This is a genomic window from Haloarcula rara (assembly GCF_029338235.1).
Classification (GTDB): Archaea; Halobacteriota; Halobacteria; order Halobacteriales; family Haloarculaceae; genus Haloarcula; species Haloarcula rara.
Map to the genome: position 1 here is coordinate 182433 of NZ_CP119785.1, position 19812 is coordinate 202244.

The 19812-nt window shown below is 66.2% G+C and carries 19 protein-coding genes; 5 read left to right on the forward strand and 14 right to left on the reverse strand.

The window, feature by feature from the left end:
* Positions 1 to 103: 103 nt before the first annotated feature.
* From P1K32_RS00930 to P1K32_RS00950, 5 genes are all read right to left on the reverse strand, one after another.
* Positions 104 to 1048 carry a glycosyltransferase gene (locus tag P1K32_RS00930; protein WP_379691321.1) on the reverse strand — a complete coding sequence of 315 codons (945 nt, stop codon included), beginning with the start codon at positions 1046 to 1048 and terminating at the stop codon, positions 104 to 106.
* Positions 1049 to 1053: 5 nt separating this feature from the next.
* Positions 1054 to 2055, reverse strand: a complete 1002-nt coding sequence (locus P1K32_RS00935) for a GNAT family N-acetyltransferase (protein WP_276250859.1) — start codon at positions 2053 to 2055, stop codon at positions 1054 to 1056.
* A 76-nt stretch (positions 2056 to 2131) separates the two neighbouring features.
* Entirely contained in the window at positions 2132 to 3025 is an 894-nt protein-coding gene (locus P1K32_RS00940; RefSeq protein ID WP_276250860.1) for a polysaccharide deacetylase family protein, read from the reverse strand.
* On the reverse strand, positions 3022 to 4059 hold the full coding sequence (locus P1K32_RS00945) for a DUF354 domain-containing protein (protein WP_276250861.1): 1038 nt from the start codon (positions 4057 to 4059) through the stop codon (positions 3022 to 3024). The genes P1K32_RS00940 and P1K32_RS00945 overlap by 4 nt, the downstream gene beginning before the upstream one ends.
* A gap of 55 nt (positions 4060 to 4114) precedes the next feature.
* On the reverse strand, positions 4115 to 4696 hold the full coding sequence (locus P1K32_RS00950) for an acyltransferase (RefSeq protein ID WP_276250862.1): 582 nt from the start codon (positions 4694 to 4696) through the stop codon (positions 4115 to 4117).
* Positions 4697 to 4921: 225 nt separating this feature from the next.
* Between P1K32_RS00950 and P1K32_RS00955 the strand changes: the two genes are divergently transcribed.
* The gene (locus tag P1K32_RS00955; RefSeq protein ID WP_276250863.1) at positions 4922 to 5863 is read left to right on the forward strand and encodes a polysaccharide deacetylase family protein; all 942 of its coding nucleotides are present in this window, start codon (positions 4922 to 4924) and stop codon (positions 5861 to 5863) included.
* Between the two features lie 57 nt (positions 5864 to 5920).
* Here the strand turns inward: P1K32_RS00955 and aglF are convergent, their stop codons facing one another.
* The 4 genes from aglF to P1K32_RS00975 form a co-directional block, all read right to left on the reverse strand.
* Positions 5921 to 6712, reverse strand: coding sequence for a UTP--glucose-1-phosphate uridylyltransferase AglF (aglF, locus tag P1K32_RS00960; RefSeq protein WP_276250864.1), 792 nt, complete (start codon positions 6710 to 6712; stop codon positions 5921 to 5923).
* A 90-nt stretch (positions 6713 to 6802) separates the two neighbouring features.
* Positions 6803 to 7675: a 3-keto-5-aminohexanoate cleavage protein gene (locus P1K32_RS00965; protein WP_276250865.1), complete on the reverse strand. Its 873-nt coding sequence runs from the start codon at positions 7673 to 7675 to the stop codon at positions 6803 to 6805.
* Between the two features lie 65 nt (positions 7676 to 7740).
* A complete protein-coding gene (locus tag P1K32_RS00970) occupies positions 7741 to 7941 on the reverse strand; it encodes a hypothetical protein (protein ID WP_276250866.1) in 201 nt (66 codons plus the stop codon).
* A gap of 2 nt (positions 7942 to 7943) precedes the next feature.
* Positions 7944 to 9692, reverse strand: a complete 1749-nt coding sequence (locus P1K32_RS00975; protein ID WP_276250867.1) for a hypothetical protein — start codon at positions 9690 to 9692, stop codon at positions 7944 to 7946.
* Positions 9693 to 9958: 266 nt separating this feature from the next.
* On the opposite strand from P1K32_RS00975, the gene P1K32_RS00980 reads away from it, so the two are divergent.
* On the forward strand, positions 9959 to 11569 hold the full coding sequence (locus tag P1K32_RS00980) for an alkaline phosphatase family protein (protein ID WP_276250868.1): 1611 nt from the start codon (positions 9959 to 9961) through the stop codon (positions 11567 to 11569).
* Here the strand turns inward: P1K32_RS00980 and P1K32_RS00985 are convergent.
* Positions 11566 to 12855, reverse strand: coding sequence for a hypothetical protein (locus P1K32_RS00985; RefSeq protein WP_276250869.1), 1290 nt, complete (start codon positions 12853 to 12855; stop codon positions 11566 to 11568). The two genes, P1K32_RS00980 and P1K32_RS00985, sit on opposite strands and share 4 nt — an antisense overlap.
* Positions 12856 to 13062: 207 nt before the next feature.
* Positions 13063 to 14091, reverse strand: coding sequence for a glycosyltransferase family 2 protein (locus P1K32_RS00990; RefSeq protein WP_419181054.1), 1029 nt, complete (start codon positions 14089 to 14091; stop codon positions 13063 to 13065).
* A gap of 304 nt (positions 14092 to 14395) precedes the next feature.
* Here P1K32_RS00990 and P1K32_RS00995 point away from each other — a divergent pair, with 304 nt between their 5' ends.
* Positions 14396 to 15505: a Gfo/Idh/MocA family protein gene (locus tag P1K32_RS00995; protein WP_276250871.1), complete on the forward strand. Its 1110-nt coding sequence runs from the start codon at positions 14396 to 14398 to the stop codon at positions 15503 to 15505.
* A gap of 163 nt (positions 15506 to 15668) precedes the next feature.
* Here P1K32_RS00995 and P1K32_RS01000 read toward each other — a convergent pair whose 3' ends face one another.
* Positions 15669 to 16709 (reverse strand): DUF1616 domain-containing protein, encoded by a 1041-nt coding sequence (locus P1K32_RS01000; protein WP_276250872.1) that lies wholly within the window; start codon positions 16707 to 16709, stop codon positions 15669 to 15671.
* A gap of 239 nt (positions 16710 to 16948) precedes the next feature.
* Here P1K32_RS01000 and P1K32_RS01005 point away from each other — a divergent pair, with 239 nt between their 5' ends.
* Positions 16949 to 17950 (forward strand): GNAT family N-acetyltransferase, encoded by a 1002-nt coding sequence (locus P1K32_RS01005; protein WP_276250873.1) that lies wholly within the window; start codon positions 16949 to 16951, stop codon positions 17948 to 17950.
* A 68-nt stretch (positions 17951 to 18018) separates the two neighbouring features.
* Here the strand turns inward: P1K32_RS01005 and P1K32_RS01010 are convergent, their stop codons facing one another.
* Positions 18019 to 18363, reverse strand: a complete 345-nt coding sequence (locus P1K32_RS01010) for a DUF7344 domain-containing protein (RefSeq protein ID WP_276250874.1) — start codon at positions 18361 to 18363, stop codon at positions 18019 to 18021.
* A 397-nt stretch (positions 18364 to 18760) separates the two neighbouring features.
* Between P1K32_RS01010 and P1K32_RS01015 the strand changes: the two genes are divergently transcribed.
* The gene (locus P1K32_RS01015; RefSeq protein WP_276250875.1) at positions 18761 to 19291 is read left to right on the forward strand and encodes an HTH domain-containing protein; all 531 of its coding nucleotides are present in this window, start codon (positions 18761 to 18763) and stop codon (positions 19289 to 19291) included.
* Between the two features lie 63 nt (positions 19292 to 19354).
* Here P1K32_RS01015 and P1K32_RS01020 read toward each other — a convergent pair whose 3' ends face one another.
* Entirely contained in the window at positions 19355 to 19711 is a 357-nt protein-coding gene (locus P1K32_RS01020) for a DUF5658 family protein (RefSeq protein ID WP_276250876.1), read from the reverse strand.
* Positions 19712 to 19812: the final 101 nt, after the last annotated feature.

Consider the following 19812-nt stretch of genomic DNA (forward strand, 5'->3'; position numbering starts at 1 on the left):
GCGCCTTGCTGGTCGGTCGTTGGACATTGTTATTGGCGGGTTGTGTGCGGTATGGGACTGTTTCGTCGTGCGGGAGATTCCTGGGGACATATCCGTCACGGTCTCACGACGTGGCCACCGACTCGTAGACCGAGAGGAGTCGCGCCCCCATCCGTTCGACGCCGATTTCGGCGGCGTGCTCGCGACCGTTCGAGCGCTCGCCGCTCCGGAGTATCTCGACCAGCCCCGCGACGAGTTCGTCGTTGTCGTCGCTGACGGTGCTGGGCTCGACCCCGTCGAGGCGCCGGGCGACGTCGCCGACGTCGGTCGCGACCACGGGGAGGTTGCAGGCGAGCGCCTCCTTGACCGTGTTTGGCGACCCCTCGCGATGGGAGGTCAACAGCAAGGCGTCGGCGGCGTTGAGGTAGTAGGACATCCGTTCGTGTGGGATGTCCGTCGCGGTCCGTAACGACACCGGCAGGTCGAGCCGGGCGGCGACGCGGTCGACGATGGCCCGAGCGCGGGGGTGGTTCTTCACCTCGCGTTTGGGCGGGTACGGGAAGAGGATGATCCGCTCGTCGGTCGGCCAGCCGACTTCCTCGCGGGCGGCGTCGCGGTCCATCGGCTCGAACATGTCCAGGTCGACGCCGTGGGGGATGACGCGGCAGTCGCCGCCGTACACGTCAGCCATTCCCTCGGACATGACGACGACCGCGTCACACAGCGGTGCGATTCGTTTCGTCACTGGGCCGTATTGCCCCATGAGGTCCGACCCCCACAGCGAGAGCACCACCGGCAGGCGCGGCTGGGCGATAGCCATCGGCGCTGTGAGGCCGTAGTTCGCGTGGACGAGGTCGTAGCCGCCCAGCGACTGGGAAAGTACCGAGGGGTAGAACCGGGCGTAGTCCCAGACCGAGCGACTCCCTTCGGTCCCCGCGTCGACCGACTGAGAGTGATTCTCGCCGGGCACCGACAGCGTCGTCATCTCGACGCCCCGGCGTTCCAGTTCGGCGACCTGGGCCCGGAAGAACTGGGACTGCTCGTTGGTGACGAGGTTGAGGACGCGCAGGTCAGTCATCGCTTCACCGCGCTGAAGGCGGTCTTGGCCAGGTTCATCGCGGGACTGTCGGTCTCGACCTCGTAGTAGGGCACCAGGTCGCCGGCGAACTTGCCCTTGTACTCACAGAGGCGCTCGGTGTTTGCGCCCATCAGGTCGTAGCCAGTGACCGAGTCGAGTTCGGGGTCGGTGAGGACGTCCTCGACGATTCGCCAGTGGAGCAGGCTGTTGACGGCCACGTTACACTCCGCCCGCGTCCCGCCTTGCCAGAAGTACGCCGCGTCGGGCCCGAACAGCGCCGTGACGCCCGAGAGGAGTTCGCCGTCGGCGTCGCGGGCCACGTAGGTCCGGGCGCGGTCGTCCAGCCCCGCGACCAGGTCGCTGACGTACCGCCAGGACAGCGGGAACCCGCGGTCCTGCTCGGCGTAGCGGTCCCTGGTGCGCTCGAACACCGTCCGGGTCGCGTCGTGGCCCTCCACCGCGACGGTCACGTCGCTCTCGCGGGCGTTCGTGACGTCCCGGCGGAGACTCTTGCTGAAGGATTTGAGGACGCTGTCGGGGTCGGTGTCTTCGAGGTCTACGACGTAGGTGTATCGCGTCGTGAGGTCGAAGTCAGCCCAGCCGAACGGTCGGGGGTCGTCGTATCCCAGCCCAGTTAGCAGCCGCACCAGTGACAGCGGGCCGTCGGTCCCGAGCTCCGCCAGGACGGCCTCGATAAACCGCTTGTTGACCGCTTCGCGCTTGCGCTGTTTCGGGCTGGTCGGCATCACGACGGGGCCCAGCCGCGGAATGTTCATCGCGGGCGGTGGCGACATGATGGTGCGACCGACGGGCCGGTCCTGTTCGACGACCGGCAGCAACCCCACCGGTTGCTCACCCTTGAAGCCGCCGTAGAGTCGCAACTCGCCGCTTGCGTGGCGTTCGATCGCCGACAGCGCCGGCGGTGTGTGAAACACCTCGTACCCCGAGTCCGGGAGGGTCTCGGCCCACTCCGAAAGTGACAGTCGTTCGACGCGCATATAGCTCAGACCACCCTCCCGCCGGTACCGGCTTGAGTATCTGGAGCTTATGCTGCGTGGGGTCCCAGTAGGTCGCTCAGTCGTCCGCGGTGACCGCCGTCGGCGCACACAGCGAGTACAGCTCGCCGGGGGGCCCGACCCAGGCGTCCCGCGCCAGTGCGGTCGTGACGAGTCGGCGATAGAGGCGCCCGTAGCCGGGATGGTCGCGGCTGAAGTGACGCGGGTGCCAGAGTGCCGTCATCACGGCCTCGTTCGCGGCGGCCTCCGCGAGCAGCGACTCGAGAGCGGCCCAGGCCCGGTCAAAATCCTCGCCGGGGTCCGGCAGGGCGCCCTCCATCACCGTCAGAGGGAAAACGACGAACTCGTCGTCGAAGGGGCGGAACGGCTGGTAGCCGTGGGCGAAACCGTACTCGTCGGGGCTCCCGAGGGTGGTGTCGTAGTCGAGCCCGATAGCCCGGTAGTGCTCCCAGGTCGCGGGCCGTTCCAGCCGGAGGTAGTGCTGGCGCCCGCCTCGGACCGGCTCGCCGAGTACCGCTTCAAGCCGGCGTTTCTCCTCGCGCAGCATCGCTCGGTCGTCGACGGCCTCATAGGAGCCGTGTAACCCGACCTCCCAGCCGCCCCGCCGCAACGTCCCGAGCAGGCCGCGAATCGGGTCGTCCTCGATGTCGTAGCGGCCGGCGTACAGCTGCCAGCCCTCGGCCGTCAGCCACTCACGTGGCGGGCGGTCGCGGAACAGCGACTGCTCGTCGAGGAGGTAAAAGGCCGACCTGACACCGTGTTTCCGCTCGAATGCCAGGAGCTCCGGAAAGGTCCAGTAGGGCCGCCGGCCGGGCGCGAGGTCGAGCAAGTGGCTCGGGTCACGGCGGGTCAGCGCGTAGAACAGCGACTGGTAGGTCTTGTAGGGCCGGTCGACGTCGTGGGTGAGACAGAGGGCGAAGTCGTGGCCGTCGGGCACCCAGTCGCCGCTCATGCGGCCGCTCCGAGCGTCTCTTCGACGACCACGTCGGTCACGTCCTCGCGCTCGGCGAGCAGCTGGGACCGACGGCGGTTCCACGTGGCGGCGGTGTCGGTGTCCTCAACGAGTGTCTTCAGCTTCTCGATGGCCGCCCGTTCCTCGTTGAGGTTGTAGACGAGCCCATGGGATTCCAGCTCACGGAACGTCGAGAGGTCCTTGTTCCCGACGAAGGAGTTCGTCCGGATGGCGGGCGTCCCCAGCACGCCCGCCTCGATAGCCATCGTCTGTGAGTCTCCGATGTAGCCGTCGGCGTAGTACAGCAGGTCGTGGATGCGTTCGGGCGGCACCGGGAGCCGATGGGCCTCGAAGCCCCGGGGCAGTGGGGACTCGCTGGTGATGTATACCTGGCCCCGGTCGGAGAGGTAGTCGACGAGCTCGCGCTTGCCGGCCCTGGAGATGCCGGTCTCGCCAACGTCGTGGTGGGCCGCCCACGAGACAAAGCGGAGCACGTAGTAGGGCTCCTCGACGGCGACACCGTGTGTACGGAGCGGTTCGGGGTCGGGCTCGAACCGGTCGGGGTGGAGGTACGCGAGCTCGTGATAGCCGTCGTAGCGGCGGTGTTTCGTCCCGAAGTCCATCTCGAAACAGGCCGGCGTACAGACCCGTGAGGTGAAGGGGATAGTGAACTTCGAGAGCGAACGGGTCGCGACTTCGTCGTCGGTGAAGGTCACGTTCGGCGTCCCCGTGACCCTGGCGGCCTGGGCCGCGACCGGGTTGAGATGACTCACGACGACGTCCGAGCCGAACCGCCGGATGGACCGGATGAGCCGCAGTTCCCGGAGCGCCCACTCGAGCAGGAGCTCCGGGGTCGTCTCGGCCTGCGTCGAGAGGACCTCGTAGTCAATGTCGTATGCGTCAAGCAGCGCCGTCGTTACCTCCTTCTCGCGGGCGGTAACGAGGGTTCGATGGCCCGCCCTCTCCAGTTCACGGATAGCGTGCTTGAAGAGGTGGACGTGGGCCGGATGGCCGACCTCGAAGTGGGCCCGCATCGTCACCGGGTCGTGGGCCCCTGTCCGGGCAGCGGTGCGCGCGACGAGAGTTCGCTCATCGATGCACGTTGCCGGCCGCGAGCGGTTCCGGCAGGGGCCGGTGTTTCGCCGGCGTGCCGACCGCGAGCGTCGACGGCGGGACGTCCTCGGTGACGACGGCCCCCGCGGCGACGAACGAGCGCTCGCCGACGGTGACGCCGGGCAACACGGTGGCGTTCGCGCCGACGGTGACGTCGGCTTCGAGGGTCGGTCCCGCGAGGTCGACCCCCTGTCGGAGCGGGTAGGGGTCGTTCGTCAGGACGGCCCGCGGCCCGAGGAACACCCTGTCACCGAGAGTCGTCTCGGCGGGCACGTAGGCGCCGGTCTGGAGACTCACCTCGTCACCGAGGTCGCTCTGCCCGTCGACGACGACCTGTGAGCCGACGACGCAGTCGTGACCCACGGTGGTCTGCTCCCTGACGACGGCGTGGTGACCGGTCTGGAACCGGTTGCCCGTGACGACGTCCGGGTAGAGTACCGACCCCGCGCGGACGATGGAGTCCGACCCGATTCTCGCCGGCGACTGGCCCCCCTCCGGCGGGAGGATATCCGCCGACTCCGCGATGCGACAGCCGTCACCGAGCTGGCACTTACTCATTGGTAGGTCTCCCGGCGTGGCGCGTTCTCCGTCACTGGCCCGTTCTGGCTATGGTTCGTACCGGTCATCTGAACTCAGTCCGGGATTTCCGACAGTTCACTGCTTTGTTATACTGTTCCTGTGACGTGCGCGACTGGAGCGCGCAGGCGTAGCAATGTACTACCCGTTCCGGGCCGACATCATCGCGCGGTATAACTTAGACGGGGCGGGGTCACTCGGGAACAAATGGGAGCAGTCGTCATCTCTATCGACGCGGAGCTGGGCTGGGGGTTCCACGACTACCCGGCCGACGAACGGCCGACCGAACGCATCGCGCGCTCGCGGTGGGGGTGGGAGCGACTGGCCGAGACGCTCTCGGAGTACGATATCCCGGCCACCTGGGCGGTGGTGGGCCATCTCTTCGAACACGACTGTGCCGGCGCCCACGTCGGCCATCCCTCGCCGTCGGGCTGGTTCGCCCACGAGCGCGGCGACGACCCGATGGACGACCAGTACCGCTTCGCCCCGGACTTACTCGGAGACCTCGCCGAGAGCGACGTCGGCCACGACATCGGCTCTCACACCTACTCGCACGTCGAATTCGACGCCGACTACGCCACCGAGGCCCTCGCGCGCGCGGAGTGTGACCGAGCCGTCGAAGCAGCCGAGGCTGCAGGCGTCACGATGGACTCGTTTGTCTTCCCCCGCAACCGTATCGGCCACCGGGAGATACTGGCCGAGTCTGGCTTTCGCTGCTACCGCGGGACCGGGCCGGAGACGACCGCCGACGGCCCCTACTCGGCGCCGCTTCGCAAGCTCGCCCAGGCGACGGTCGTTCGGGACCCGCCGCCGCTCGTCGAACCGACCGTTGACGAGTACGGGCTGGTGAACATCCCCGCGTCGCTGTACCTGTTCGGGTTCGAAGGCCCCGCCCGGCGGGTGCTCTCAGCGACGGTGGGGGACCCGGTCGTCAAACAGGCCAGGCTCGGCGTCGACGCCGCGGCCGCGGGCAAGGGTATCTGTCACCTCTGGCTCCACCCAAACAACCTCACAACGGAGGCCGACATCGCGCGGTTCCGGGCTATCTGTGCCCACATCGACAGCGTGCGGGCCGACACCGACCTCACGGTCGAGACGATGCGGTCGGTCGCGGACCGCGTGGTCACGGAAGACGCCACCGCTGCGTAGCTGGGAGCCAGCCACACGCTGACTGTCGCGAAATAGACGGCGAGAAAAGCGACGCCGTTACTCGGAGGACGGGACGGACGCGACGTCCTCGACCGCAGCCTCGTCGGATTGGGCCTCCTCGGTCTGGGCCTCTTCGGTCTCACTCTGGAGGCGCTGTTCGGCCTCGTCGCGGTCCTCGGGGTACCCGATGTCGTTGCGCCAGCCGTCCATCCGGATGGCGTCGATGGTGCGCCCGGAGTGTAAGAGCAGGTCGATGGCGTCGCTTATCTCGTACTCGCCCCGGTTGGAGGGCTGGACGAGCTGGCAGGCGTGGAAGATAGCCGGCGTAAACGTGTAGAAGCCGGTCATCACGAGGTTCGACGGCGGGTCCTCCGGTTTCTCGATGACCTCCGTTATCTCACCGTACTTGTTCGTGTCACAGACGCCGTACCGTGAGGCTTCGTCCCAGGGAACTTCCTCGACGAGGAAGGCGGCGTCGGCCCGCTGCTCTTGCTGGCGGTTGACCACGTCGCTGAGGTTCGCCTGGAAGATGTTGTCCCCCAGCATCAGCATGAAGTCGTCGTCGATGTGTTCCTCGACCGTCAGCAGGGCGTGGGCCAGCCCGTTCTGTTCGCGCTGGTGCGTGTACGTTATCGGGACGCCCTGGTACTCGTCCTCGTAGTAGTTGATGATGTTCTGTTTCTTATAGCCCACGACGACGTACAGCTCCTCTGCACCGAGTTCGATGAGCTGGTCGAAACAATGGGTCAGTATCGGTTTGCCGTCCACTTCGACCATCCCCTTTGGCTTGTCGTCGGTGAGTGGGCGGAGTCGAGTCCCCTGTCCGGCCGCGAGTATCACTGCGTCCATCGTATCCGGAGCGCGACGCCCGTAAGGAAAGGTATACACCGCCTTCGGCGGTTTCGCGGCCGTTACCACCGTCCGACGGTCCCGTGACCGTTACGCTTCGACGTCGTTCCCCTCGGCGACGGCCGGGGGGATGGTCAGGCGACGGCTCGCGTCCTCGATATCGGCGAGCGACCGCAGCGACCGCTGTGCCAGCTGGGCGACCGTCCGCACGAGCTGCGCGTTGCGCTCGACCGGCGTCTCACGGTCGAAAAAGAGGTTATCTGCCATGCCGACCACGGGATGGGCGCCCATGAAGAAGGCGAGGGTCGTCAGCGGGTACTGGTTGGGCCCGGTCGCGCGGGCGAAGACGTGTGCCCCGTCGGGGACGGCGTCGAGGAGCGAAAGCAGGGACAGCGGCGTCCCGACAGCCCCGCTAGGCGCGCCCAGCAGAACCGTCACCACGGGCGGGTCGGGGAGGAGCGACTGCTCGCACAGCCGGGCGAGTTCGTGGCAGTCGGCGCCACCTGTCACGAGCACGTTCGGGGTGATGCCCCGTTCGGTCAGCGCGGCGACGAACTGCTCCGTGTCCCGGCGGCTCGTCTCCGACACCGTCCGATACCCCGTCTGTGTGGGACCCAGCCGGACAGTGGCGAGGTCGGGGACCAGGTCCCCGTCGAGCGCGTCGAGGAAATCGCCCAGCGGTGCGTCCGGTCGGGCGACGTACTCGAGCAAGACGTCGTCCCCACACAGCTCCCGGACCGCCCGACCGAAGGCGGGCAGGCGGGTCGGGTCGGGGTTGCCCTCGGCGTCACGGCCGTGGAGGTGTGCAACAGTGGCCCCCAGCGCCATCGACTCGTAGACGTGTGTCGCGACTGATTCGGGCTCGACCGGGAGGGCGTCGTTCACGTCAGTCGAGTAGCGATAGCCGGTCGGAGCGACGCCGAGAGTCACCTCGTCGCCGCGCATATACTCACGGTAAGTCATCGGAGGCCCGACGCTGGGGCGGGTTGCCTGACAGGAGGCGGGTCGCGGGGTTAGTTATCGATTTCCTACTGTTCCAGATCGGCGAGCGCGTCCTCCGCAGCGACGATGAACGCCTCCTCCAGCAGGTGTGACTCTTCGGCCGGCAGGAAGACGTACTGGTCGTTGGTCTCGGACCGGATGACAGTCAGCTCCTCTAACTCGTAGCCGAGGTTCTCGTGTGGGTCGGGGTCTTCGGGGACCTGGTCCCACTCTGTTTTCGAGAACATGGTCACCCGTGGTAGACGTTAACGTCGGCGTCACCGTCGATTTCGATACGCTCCAGCTGACCGCTGTAGAAGAACGCGTCCACGCCGTTGCGGACGTGGCCGCTTACCGTCCCCTCGCTGATATCGCCGGTCAACCACAGCGTCTCGCCGTTCCCGACGACAGTCCGCCCCTCGTCGAGTGTGAGGTCCCCGGTGACCGAGAAGTCGTAGTAGGCGCTCTCCTCGGCGTCACCGGTGCCGTCGACCTCGATGCGGTTCGGGAGGGACTCGGGGCCGGTGTCGTCACCGTCTCCACGGTCCTGGTCGTCGACGAGTTCATCGATAGTCACCGGCTCGCCGTCTCGGGTCACGCTGACCTCGTACCCCTCGGTGACCGAGAAGGCCGTGATGGTCCCCGAGACCAGATACGAGTCGAGCGCGTCGGGGTTCATCTCGACGCTGGTCGCCGTGTAGCTCCCGTCGTCGTTCTCGACGATACGGTCGGTGTCAGGCTCCGCCTCGTCGCCGTACTCTATCTCACCCGTCGCGGTAAAGGTCACGTCACAGTTGGTGTCGGGGTTGTCCGGACTCGCCTGGATGCGGAGTTCGGCGGGCTCGGAATCCGACTCCCCGACCGGCGCGGCGTCGGTCTCACTGCCGCCGCTGGACTCGCCATCGACCGGGGTCCAGACGCTGTAATCGGTGTTCGGTGCCGCTGCGCTGTCGCCGGTGACAGTCTCGAAGTGGTCCGGGACGTCGAGGTTCCCGCTACCGGTGAGGTGGATGTCCTCCCCGCTCCAGTTGCCGTCGGTCTCCCAGTCCTCCTGGATAGCGTCGCTGTCGCCGTCGTTGTAGATGCGGACGTTCCGGATGGTACCCGACCCGCCCTCCCCGCGGTAGTGGAGTCGGATTGGGTTGGCCCCGCGCGTGAAGTAGAAGTCACAGTCTTCGATGAGCGCGCCGGTACCGGCGTCGTCGACCTTGATACCCCGGAGCGTGGTGCCGCCGGTGTGGTCCGACGGCGGTTCTTCGGTCCCCTCGAAGTAACAGCCCCGGACGACGCTGTCGGTCGGCGCAAAGCGGACCATCGAGGAGTTGCTGTTTCGGAAGACGCAGTCCTCGACGACGACTTTGCCGTCTCCGCCAGTGTAGGCGTCCGAGACGTACATCGCGACGTTACCCAGCTGTTCGAAGTAACAGGCCTTGCAGTGGAGGGTCCCGGCGTGGTCCGTCCCGGCGTACAGCCCCGTCGAGTCAGACCCGTCGATGGTGCCGTCAGGGACGTTCACGTTGAAGACCTCCATCGTCGCGCCCTCCTCGGCGCCGACACGCCAGCGGGACTGGGCCTCGCCGCGTTTGCCGCGGATAGTGATGTTCTCGATTCGGACCGTCCCGTCGGTGGCCATGATGGTCGGCCGGACCTCGACTTCCGGGTCCTCCGGACGATTGAACGTGACGCCGTCGGCCGACCCGACGAGCGCACAGTTGCCTTTCTCCCCGCCCAGTCCATCGCCGGTGTAGTCGTACTCCCCGGCCGGAATCCGCACCTCGTTGCCGTCGGTGAAGTATTCCTCGAGGTAGGGGTCGATTAGGTCGCCGTTACCAAGCCCTTCCGTCCCGAGGTCGACGGTGTTCTCGGTTCCGACAGCACCGCCTGTCGAGGCTGTACCGACTGCTGTGGCCGCCGCGCCGGCGCCGACGAGACGCATGAACGTTCGTCGACTGGTAGACTGTGCTTTCTCGTTTGTCCCGTTGCCAGGGTTGCCTGCCATACCGGTCAGGATATGCCTACCAGAAAAGGGGTTCTGGCCACCTTGTCAGTAAGGTGTGCCTGGTTGTGAGAAGCTGATACCCAGCTACGTACGTGATACGTACCAGCCCATCTTTCTCTAGCACAGCAGTGTGAAAATTTAATCACGTCGCGGGAACGCGAATAAAGTGTAATTATACCATACTGTCTCTCTGGGCCTAGTGTTTACCGCGTCTGAGCCAGGTAAGTGTTAAATTACAAATCATTCTCGCCTCGGCGGTCAAACCGATGCGGACTCTGTTACTCGGACTCGACGGGGTGTCGTTACCCGTACTCGATTCGGTCAGCGACAGCGGTGTCGTGCCGACCATCGAGTCACTGGTCGACCGCAGCGCGACGGGACCGCTCACCTCACAGCTCCCGCCGTGGACGCCGAGCGCCTGGCCGTCGCTGTACACCGGCGTCAATCCGGGGAAACACGGGGTGTACGGCTTTCTCACGTTCGACGGCTACGACCACGACGTCGTCGACGCGACAGACGTCCACGCCCACGCGCTCTGGGAGCTGCTGGACCAGCGCGGCCACGGCAGTGTCGTCGTGAACGTCCCCGTCACAGCGCCGGCGCGGGCCATCGACGGGGCGATAATCCCGGGTTACATCTCGCCGGCAGACCCGCCGGGCCATCCGGCCGGGATACTAGAAGACGTTCGGGACGCGACGGGCGAGTACAGCGTCTACGGCCCGATGGACACGCCCGGAAAGGCGGCGTTACCGGTGATTCGAGACCACGCCCGTTCACGCGGGGACGCCTTCGCGTACCTGGTCGAACGGTTCGACCCCGACTTCGGCTTTCTGGAGTTCCAGCAGACCGACACCGTCTTTCACCGACGCCCCGAGGACCGGGAGGCCGTCGAGTGCGTGTTCGGTGCGGTCGACGACGCCGTCGAAACGGCGCTGTCCGCGGCCGACCCGGACACCGTCGTCGTCGTTAGCGACCACGGCATCGGGGAGTACGACGGCTACGAGGTGCGGCTCAACGAGATACTGCGCGAGTGGGGCCACGTCGCGACGACCGCCGAGGGCGAGGGGATGCCGTCCTGGGACGCCATCGCCCGAAAGCGCCTCCAGCAGGGCGAGCCCGGCGGGACGCCCGACCCCGGACTGGCCGAGCGCGGCGTCGCGTTGCTTGCGCGGCTTGGCCTGACCAGCCAGCGTATCGAACGCGTCCTCGAACCGCTGGGACTGGCCGAACCGGTGGCGAAACTGGCCCCCACCGACGCTGTTCGCGCCGGGACCGAACAGGTCGATTTCCCCGCCTCCGAAGCCTATATACGCGACCGTATCGAGCTGGGCGTCCGCCTCAATCTCGCTGGTCGGGAGCCCGAGGGCGTGGTCCCGGCCGCCGAGTACGACGCCGTCCGCGACCGGCTCGTAGCGCGGCTCCGTGAACTCACTGACCCGGACGGCCGTCCGGTGTTCGAGCGCGTCGCACCTCGGGAAGCCGTCTTCGAGGGCCCGTACACGGAGGAAGCACCCGATATCGTAGTCGTCCCGCGGGCCTTCGAGAACTTCCTCAACGGCTCCCTGCTGGGCGAGCACTTCGGGACGCCGCGGGAGCCCTGGAACCACAAGCGCGACGGTCTGGTAGCCATCAACGGACCGCAAGTCGACGCCGCGGCGTCGCTGGCCGATGCGCATCTGTTCGACGTCGCGCCCACGGTTCTTTCGACCTTTGGAGTAGCCCGTCCGGAGCGGCTAGACGGACAGCCGCTCCCGGTGGTCTCGCCGACACCGGTCGAGACGTATCCGCCGTACGAGGAGATGGACGGCGCCGCTGGTGCGGGCGAAGACGTCGCCGAACGACTCGCTCACCTGGGCTACATCTCCGAGGACCGCTAGCGGTTCTTCGGACAGGAACACGACGAGGAACTGCTCGCCGTGGACTCGAGCGAGAGGTTGTCTCGCCTGACTGAGCGCTCGCCGGTCGCGAGGGGCTGGCCCGAGACGGTGATAGCAGACCCCCGGACGGTGGTTCCGTCGGCTCCGGAGACAGCGATGCCGTCGCGTCCGTCCCCGTGCTGACAGATACAGAGGTCCGAGAGCAGGGTGTCGCTGCGCTCGGAGATGCGGACCGCCGCGCCGCTGCTTGCCGACCCGTCGATGCGAACCGACTGGATCTGAATTGGGTGGTCTCGCACGTTCGACCGGTTGCCGCTGGGCGGTTTGGCCCAGATTGCGGGGACGTCGTCGGCGTTTACGGTGATGTGGGTGTTCCGGATGGTCGCGGCCTCGAGCCATTCGGCACAGGTTATCGCCCCGTCGCTCGAGGTCACGGTGTCGAAGACGAGCCGGCTGTTCTCGACGACGACGTCGCTGCCGCCTCTGAGACGGATGCCACGCATGTTCTCGACACCGTCGCGGGCTTCGTCACAGCGGACGACCACCCCGCGAACGGTCGAGGGCCCGCTGACCCGGATATTGGCGACGCCGCTGTTGCGATACTGGCCACCGACGACGTTGACCCGGCCCTTCGCTGGGGAGGCATAGAGTCCGTTGTCGGGGAATCCGTCGAAGCGGCAGTTCTGAAAGCGGAGCTCACCGACGTGGCTCTCACCGACGTAACAGCCGGTGTTCTTGTACTCCGGGTCACCGCCGTCGGGCATGCGGAGGTTCCAGACGACGCCGTGGCCGTCTTTCTCGACGACGTCGAAGCGCATCCCGTCCTGGTCTATGTCCATCTCCCCGCGGACGGTGACGTTATCGATACGCATCCGGTCGGTGACGCGGCCGTTGATAGGGCGCGGTCCGGTGTCTTCGGGCGTCAGGTCGAAGGTGAACCCGCCGACGAAGAGGTCGGCGACCGCCCCGTCGGTGCCGAGACTGAACAGCGGCCCCGTAAACTCCTCGACGGTCGTGATGGTCGCCTCGGGCCCGTACAGCCCGAGACGCTCTGCCCCCTTTGGGCCCCAGGTGTCGTCCATGAAGTAGGTCCCCTTCGGGAACCGGACGAGCGTGTTCGAGGTGTCGATGTCCTCGAGCGTCGAGACGATGGACTCCTCACCGTCGGCGTCGGCGCCGGCTTCGGTGATGTCGACGACTGTCTCGTACGCCTCGGGTTCTGGACGGTCCCGGTCGGCCTGGGTACCGTCGGTCGTGGGGGTCCCGACAGGGGAGGGCGTATCCATGTCGGGCCCGTCGGTGCCGGGACACCCGGCGAGGGCACCGAGAAGGGCTACCCCACCGAGCCGCGAGACATACTGTCGCCGTGTCCAATCAGGGGTCACATCCGGACAAACGGCGGCCCAGTCATTGTTATAGCCAGCGTGTGCCCCCGACAGCGCGGATAGGGAACTCCTGTAGTCCCAGCGTCGGCCCGTCGGTCGGCGGTCTCTCTAGTCCTGTTCGACTGGGGTGGCGGGCGTCGACTCCGACTCGGTCGGCTCCGGCCGCTGGAGCGCCTCACGGCGCCGGTCGAGCGCGGCGTCGTGGCTCCGGTCGAGCGCCAGGGCGGCGACGAGACACAGCCCGGCAGTGAGGAGCACCACCGCAGCCCGTCCCAGTCCGCTCGTCCCCTCGCTGCGAACCGCTCGGCGGGCGGCATACAGCGCACCCGCGGCGCTGGCGGCGTAGAGCCCGACCATCGGGTGGGGGTCCGCCCGGACGTGTTTGCGCCAGAGCCGCCGGAGGAACCCCCGGAACAGCATCACCGAGACCTTCGGGACGTAGGAGCGGTAGTCGATGTGGCTCTCCTCCTCGCCGTAGTTCGCCGGGCGAGGGATATCCATCACCCGCAGGCCCGCGACGTTACACCTGACGAGCAGGTCGTTACAGTAGCCGTAGTACTCGTACATCTCTTCGATACCGGCCGTCTCCAGCGCGTGCAGGGAGATCGCGGTGTAACCGTTCTGCGGGTCGCCGATGGTCCAGTAGCCGCTGGCGATTCTGGTGAGCCACGTCAGGATGCGGTTGCCGACGTAGCGAAAGCGGGGCATCCCCTCCCGATGGTCGGCGTTCAGTAACCGATTCCCCTTGACGTAGTCTGCCTCGTCGGCCACGATGGGGTCGATGACGCCAGCGAGCAGCTCCGGCCGCATCTGTGCGTCACCGCCCATCACCGCTGTGACGTCGATTCGGTCGTCGCGGGCGGCGAGATAGCCGGTCTTGATGGCGCCGCCGACGCCCCGGTTTTCCTCGTGGCGGATGGGGACGACGCGGCGGTCGAACGCACCCTCCGACGTGGCCTCGGCGTTGATACGCCGGGCGGTCACCCGTATCTCGTCCCACGTGTCGTCGGTCGAACCGTCCTCGACCACGTACACGCGGTCGACGTAGTCGGGGACCGTCTCGATGACGCCCCCGACCAGACCGGATTCGTTGTACGCCGGAACGACCACCGCGACCGTCGCACCGTCGTAGGTCACGCCCACACCTCGTGATACAGGTTGTTGTAGCTGTGTATCGGTACTCGCCCCTCCGGTATCGTCGATACCGGGACGAGACTACAACAGTTCGTCTGAAAACAGTTGGCGGCCATGCTCGGCCGATTCGTGAATCTGTTCGAGTATTGTTATATCTATCTTTCGTGCCAGTGGAACTCTTACAGAGTGCATTTATCATTATTCCAATATTCTCGTCGTGACGAATTTCCTCGGTCTCTCGGTAGCAATCAGCTACCCCCTGACATCACGGGTATAACAATATATTCACACGCGGGGAGATGGGACGATGACACTGGAAACCGCGGTCGTCGGCGGCGGCGTGGTGTCCGATTACCACCTCTCGGGGCTCACGCAGTGTCCCGACACCGAGCTTGTCGCCATCTGCGACCTGGACGAATCACGAGCCAGGGAGAAAGCCACCGAGTACGACATCAACGCCTACGCCGATTTCGAGGGGATGTTGGCACGGGAGTCGCTGGACTGGATACACCTCTGTACGCCGGTCGGAACACACCTCGAACTGGCCCGGATGGCCATGGAGGACGGCATCCCCGTCCTGATAGAGAAACCAGTCACCGAGACCGTCGCGGAGGCCGAGGAACTGGAACGGCTCGTCGAAGAGCACGACGCCACTGTCTCGGTGGTCCACAACCACAACTTCTCGCCGGCCATGCGGAAGGCCCGCGGGCTCATCGAGGATGGCACCATCGGGCGGCTACGTTCCGTCGACCTGCTGTACGCCGGCGAGACCTTCCCCGACGACGTCCGTCGGGGGGCGTGGGCGTTCGAACTCCCCGGCGGCGAGTTCGAGGAGGGGTTACCCCACCCGATATACATGGTCCTGAACCTCGGCGGGTACCCCGAAAGCACCGACTCGATCCAGGCGAACACCTCGCTCGCGAACGAGTACACCCAGGAGTTCGCTTACGATAGCGTCCAGTTCCAGTACACCACCGACGACGGCGTCCTCTGTAGCGGGACGGTACTGGCCAGCGACGTCCCCCACAAGGTCATCCAGGTCCACGGCGACCGCGGGAGCATCGAGATAGACGTCGTCTCCCAGTCGGTGACGGTGCTGGACCGCGACTATCAGGCCTCGCCGAAGACCCGCGCGCTGGCCAACGTCGACCACATCCTCGGCCGTGTCCAGGGGACAGTCGAGAACCTCGTCGCCGTCGGTCGCCGGACCGTCGACGACGACTGGGACTCGGTCCGGAACCTGGACTCACACAGCTACCAGTTCGGCGAGGAAGTCAGGGCGATTCAGCGCGGCGAGCCGATGGCGGTCCCGGTCACCGAAGGGACGTGGACGCTCCGCATCATCGAGGCCGTTCGCGAGGCGGCGGCAGCGGCCGACGGGGAACAGACCGTCCCGCTGAGTACCGATAACACGTAGATAGTATCGGCCGAGCGGTTGCGCGTCGAGGCGACAGTTGTACCGTTCCGGAACGCTTCTGAGGCCTGTCCGGTCCACAGGTACCGCGTGTCCGCACCGACCGCCCGACTGATTCGTCACGACCGGACCGTTCCGACCAGTCCCTGCTGACCGAGCCTGTCACTCACCGCTGGCCAGTAGTGTTGCCAGTTGGGTTCCCCGCCCCGTTCGGGAAGACGTCGAGGCGCAGATACAGCACCTCGTCTGCCGTCGATTGGGAGACGGTCTCGGGCACCGAGCCGCGGTAAACGAAGTAGGTCAGTCTGAGGTCCTGGCCGGCAAACGGCGGCGTCACGGTGTGGTTCTGCGTCCAGGTCTCGTTGACGCCGACGCGCGTTTGTCCCTGCCAGACCCGCTTTCCGGACTGGACGGTCCCACCCTCGACCCGCTGGAGCCTGGTCACGACGGTGTAGTCGGCCGCCGTGTCGTGGTTATTTGTCACACGGACGACCAGCGGGACCGCGTCCCCCTGGGAGACGTTGGCCGGATAGCCACTCGCCACTGGCTCCCCGTTCTGGCCAGTGGTCAGCAGCGAGGCACTCGTGTAGGACATCGACTGGGACGGGCCGGCGATAGCGACAGAGAACGCCCCCAGGGCGACGACGACCATACAGCAGAGACCGACTGTGAGCAGCGTCGTCGTCGAATCGTCAGCGAGGGGACGGCCGGTGCCGACGCGCTGAGCGACCATCAGCAGGTCGAACCGTTCCCGCTCGGGCAGCGCGAGTCGCCGGAGCGTCCCGACGACGGCCCCGACACCGACGATACCCCAGACCGCCGCGAGTATCGACGTCGTCGTCAGCGAGACGCCGACGGCGCCGAAGCCGACGGCCACGATGGGAAGCAGGAGCACGCTCACGCCGAAGGCGAGCGCCAGCCGTTCCCTGACCAACACGCCGTCGTGTGGCCGCGCGAGCGCGAGCACGCTGGTCGGCTGGCGCTCCTCGCGCTGTCGGGGACGACCAGGGAACAGCGCCGCGACGACGGTGTACCCGGGTGCGAACAGGACCAGTCCGACGCCGATGAGAAACTGGACGGTCGACCCCTGGCCAGTCTCGACGGCCGCGGTTGCGAACGTCACGTACGCGAGGACGAGCACGAGGTCGATAGGGACGAGCGACAGTGTCGAGCTGACCACGCGACGGGCCGTCTCGGACACTGTCACTACGGTGTCACCCGGATTCCAGGCCCAGCGCTGACAACAGACATAGTACGAGTTGGGGGTATCGGGAGACGTCGTTTTGTTATGGCTATCGTACCGGGAGCCGCTTTCGGACAGGGGTGAGCGACCTGTTGGGCGGGTGTAGACGGTAAGACGACTATACTTACCGCCGGCCACAGCCAGGGTTCACCCGACAGATGCTAGTACACGAGCGCCGGATGCAGACAGCGCGGTGGCCGTAGATGGCCCTAGAGATAACCGAGCTCGCCCGCAACGAGGCGGGAAAATGGAACGACGCACTGGGACGGACGCGGGAACGGACGCCGTTCCACCGCTTCGAGGCCCTCGAGGTGTTCGCCGACCACGCCGGTGCCGACTTCCACCCGCTACTGGCCTACAAGGGTGAACAGCCGGTCGGGCTCTTTCCGTTCTTCACACTCCGGAAGGGACCGATAACGGCGGCCTTTTCCCCGCCGCCGGAGCTGAAGGTGAGCTATCTCGGCCCGGTCGTCATCGCACAGCCGGGAATGAAACCCCACAGTACGGAGAAGCGCCGGCGGCGGCTCGTCGACGGCTGTCTCGACTGGCTGGACACCGAGTACGACCCGGAGTACGTCCACGTCCGCACGTCGATGAGTACGCCCGACGTCCGCCCGTTCGGCTGGGCGACGTTCGATGAGACGCCCCGATTCACCTACGTCGTCGACCTCGACGCCGAGCCCGACAGCCTGCGTGACCGGTTCAGTCGCGACGCGCGCTCGAACGTCCGCGACGCGGCCGACGCCTGTACGGTCGAGGAATCCGGCGCTGAAACGGCGCGCCGGGTCATCACGCAGGTCCAGGACCGACACGAGGAACAGGACCTCGACTTCCCGCTTTCCGCCGACTTCGTGGGAGACCTCTACGGGGCGCTCCCAGATGGCTACCTCCGGCCGTACGCCTGCCGCGTGGCGGGTGAGTTCGTCGGCGGCTCGCTGATACTGGACGACGGCGAGCGGGTGTACAACTGGCAGGGGACGGTCAAACAGAATCTCGACTACGACGTGAACGACCTGCTACACTGGGAGGTGCTGCGGGCGGCAGCCGACCGGGGACACAGCGCCTACGACCTGGTCGGCGCGAACGACCCGCGGCTCTCCCGGTACAAGTCGAAGTTCGCCCCCACCCTCCGGACGTATCACTCGCTCGAACGGAGTTCGACGGGGCTGGGTACCGCGGCACGACTGTACCGACAGCTCTCGTGATAGCGAGCCGGGGCGACAGAACTCACAGGACAGCGAGCCGGAAACGAAGGACAGACAGTAGCTGGTCGTCACCGGCCCGTCGTATCGAGGAGCCAGTCGAGTTGCCCATCGCCGGTACACTCGACGACGTTTTGCTGCGGATCGTAGTCGACGATATCTGCCGCGTCGAGTTTCGGCAGGTGGACGTGGTGGAGAAACAGACACACGCGGTGGGCCGGATGCGCACTGAGGTCTGTTCCCTGTTCGGTCTGTGTTATCGCTGTCGCCAGCGATTCGAGCGTATGCACGTCGTCGTCGGCCGTCGCAAGCAGTTCGAGCAGCGTCTGGCGACGCTTCGAGGCCAGCAGCTCCAGTTGTTCGGGCTGTGATTGCGGTTCCGTCTCGGCCACACCGTCGGGGTCGTCGGTCACCATTGTTTGGAATACAGAGCGGCGCGTTCGGTCGTCACAACCGGAGACGCGTGATTAGTTATGCTGCGCTTTCGGCCGGTGTCAGCCCGTGCAACCGACCAGTCGGAGTACCCGCCTGTCGTGTGGAAGACCTTACCGGGACTAACCACGGAGTAACAATTATACAGGGGTCTGTGGGTCCTATCGCGGGGAGAGCACCCATCCGCACGTACTGGCCACCGGTCCATCCCTTGCCAACTCACCCACCCCACCCCCACCGAGGCCATACACGACGGCGGCCGTCGTCGTCCGGTCTGCGTTGTTGCTCTCCCCCAACTTTCCTTAGAAATCCGGTAAGATGCTTCTATCCGTCGAAAACGTCCTGTCCGTTTATCACCACTGTAGAGCCTTCGCTACACAGATGAGAGCAGACGACGCCACCGACCCGACGCTCGATGCACTGTTGCCACCGACAGACAGCGTCCTCACGGCGACTGTCTTCGTTCACTCTCTCGGCCCGGCCGAGTGCAAGTCAGACCAGGACCAGCTGGTGACGGAGGTAGCGAGTCTCGCCGAGCGAGGCGTCCTCGACGATATCGACCTGGTCGTCTGGGGCAACAGCATCTGTACGGCCAGCCCGCTCACGGAAGTCGGGAACGGCAAGCGAATCCTCGACGCTATCGGTGAGTTCTACGAGCTGGCAGCGAACAGCGAGCTCTCCATCGCCCCGTTTTTCAACGTCTCGACGGTGACGACGGAGTACAACCCAGACGCGTTCAGTCGCATCGTCCCGCCGTCACGAGCGGTCGCTATCTACGAAGAGGGTGAGCTGGCAGCCGTCTTCCCCTGTCTCCTCGATGGAACCGCCTACACGCCCGAGAACCTCGTCTCGCATCTGGCACGGGAGCGCACGGAGGGCACTGGGGCGGTTGTCCTCGACGAGTCGGCCTGACCGGCAGGTCTTCCCCGTAGAGCGCTCGCAACCTCCCGTGGTCTTTCGATGTCGCCGGCCGTCTCACGGACAGTCGGCTGCGTGTTGCGCGAGGAGCAACCCGTTGTGCGAGACGGCGAACAGCTGTGGTGTGAAAAAGGCGACCAGCGCCGCGCGGCGAAACAGGGGACGGACCGTCCGGTAGACAGCAAACAGCACCGCAAGGGCGGCAAGTTTCAGTCCGACCAGTCCGGCGTGCCCGGCGACGTCGATGAACGCTCGCGCGATCGGATTCGCTTCGGTGAAACACAGCGACAGTCCCGCGAACGTCAGCACCACGTCGCCGGCTGCGGCCGCGAGGACGAGCGCCCACAGCAGATAGTCACACCGGAGCCTGGTGTCGGCGACGTACACCGCGTCCTCGCTGAGCAACTGTTGCACGCCGACGGAGACGCCGGGCACGGTAATCGTAACCGAGTGCGTAACGGGGAGATTGGGCGGAGAACTGCACTGGCCCGGGACCTGTGTGTCGGCGCGGCCCG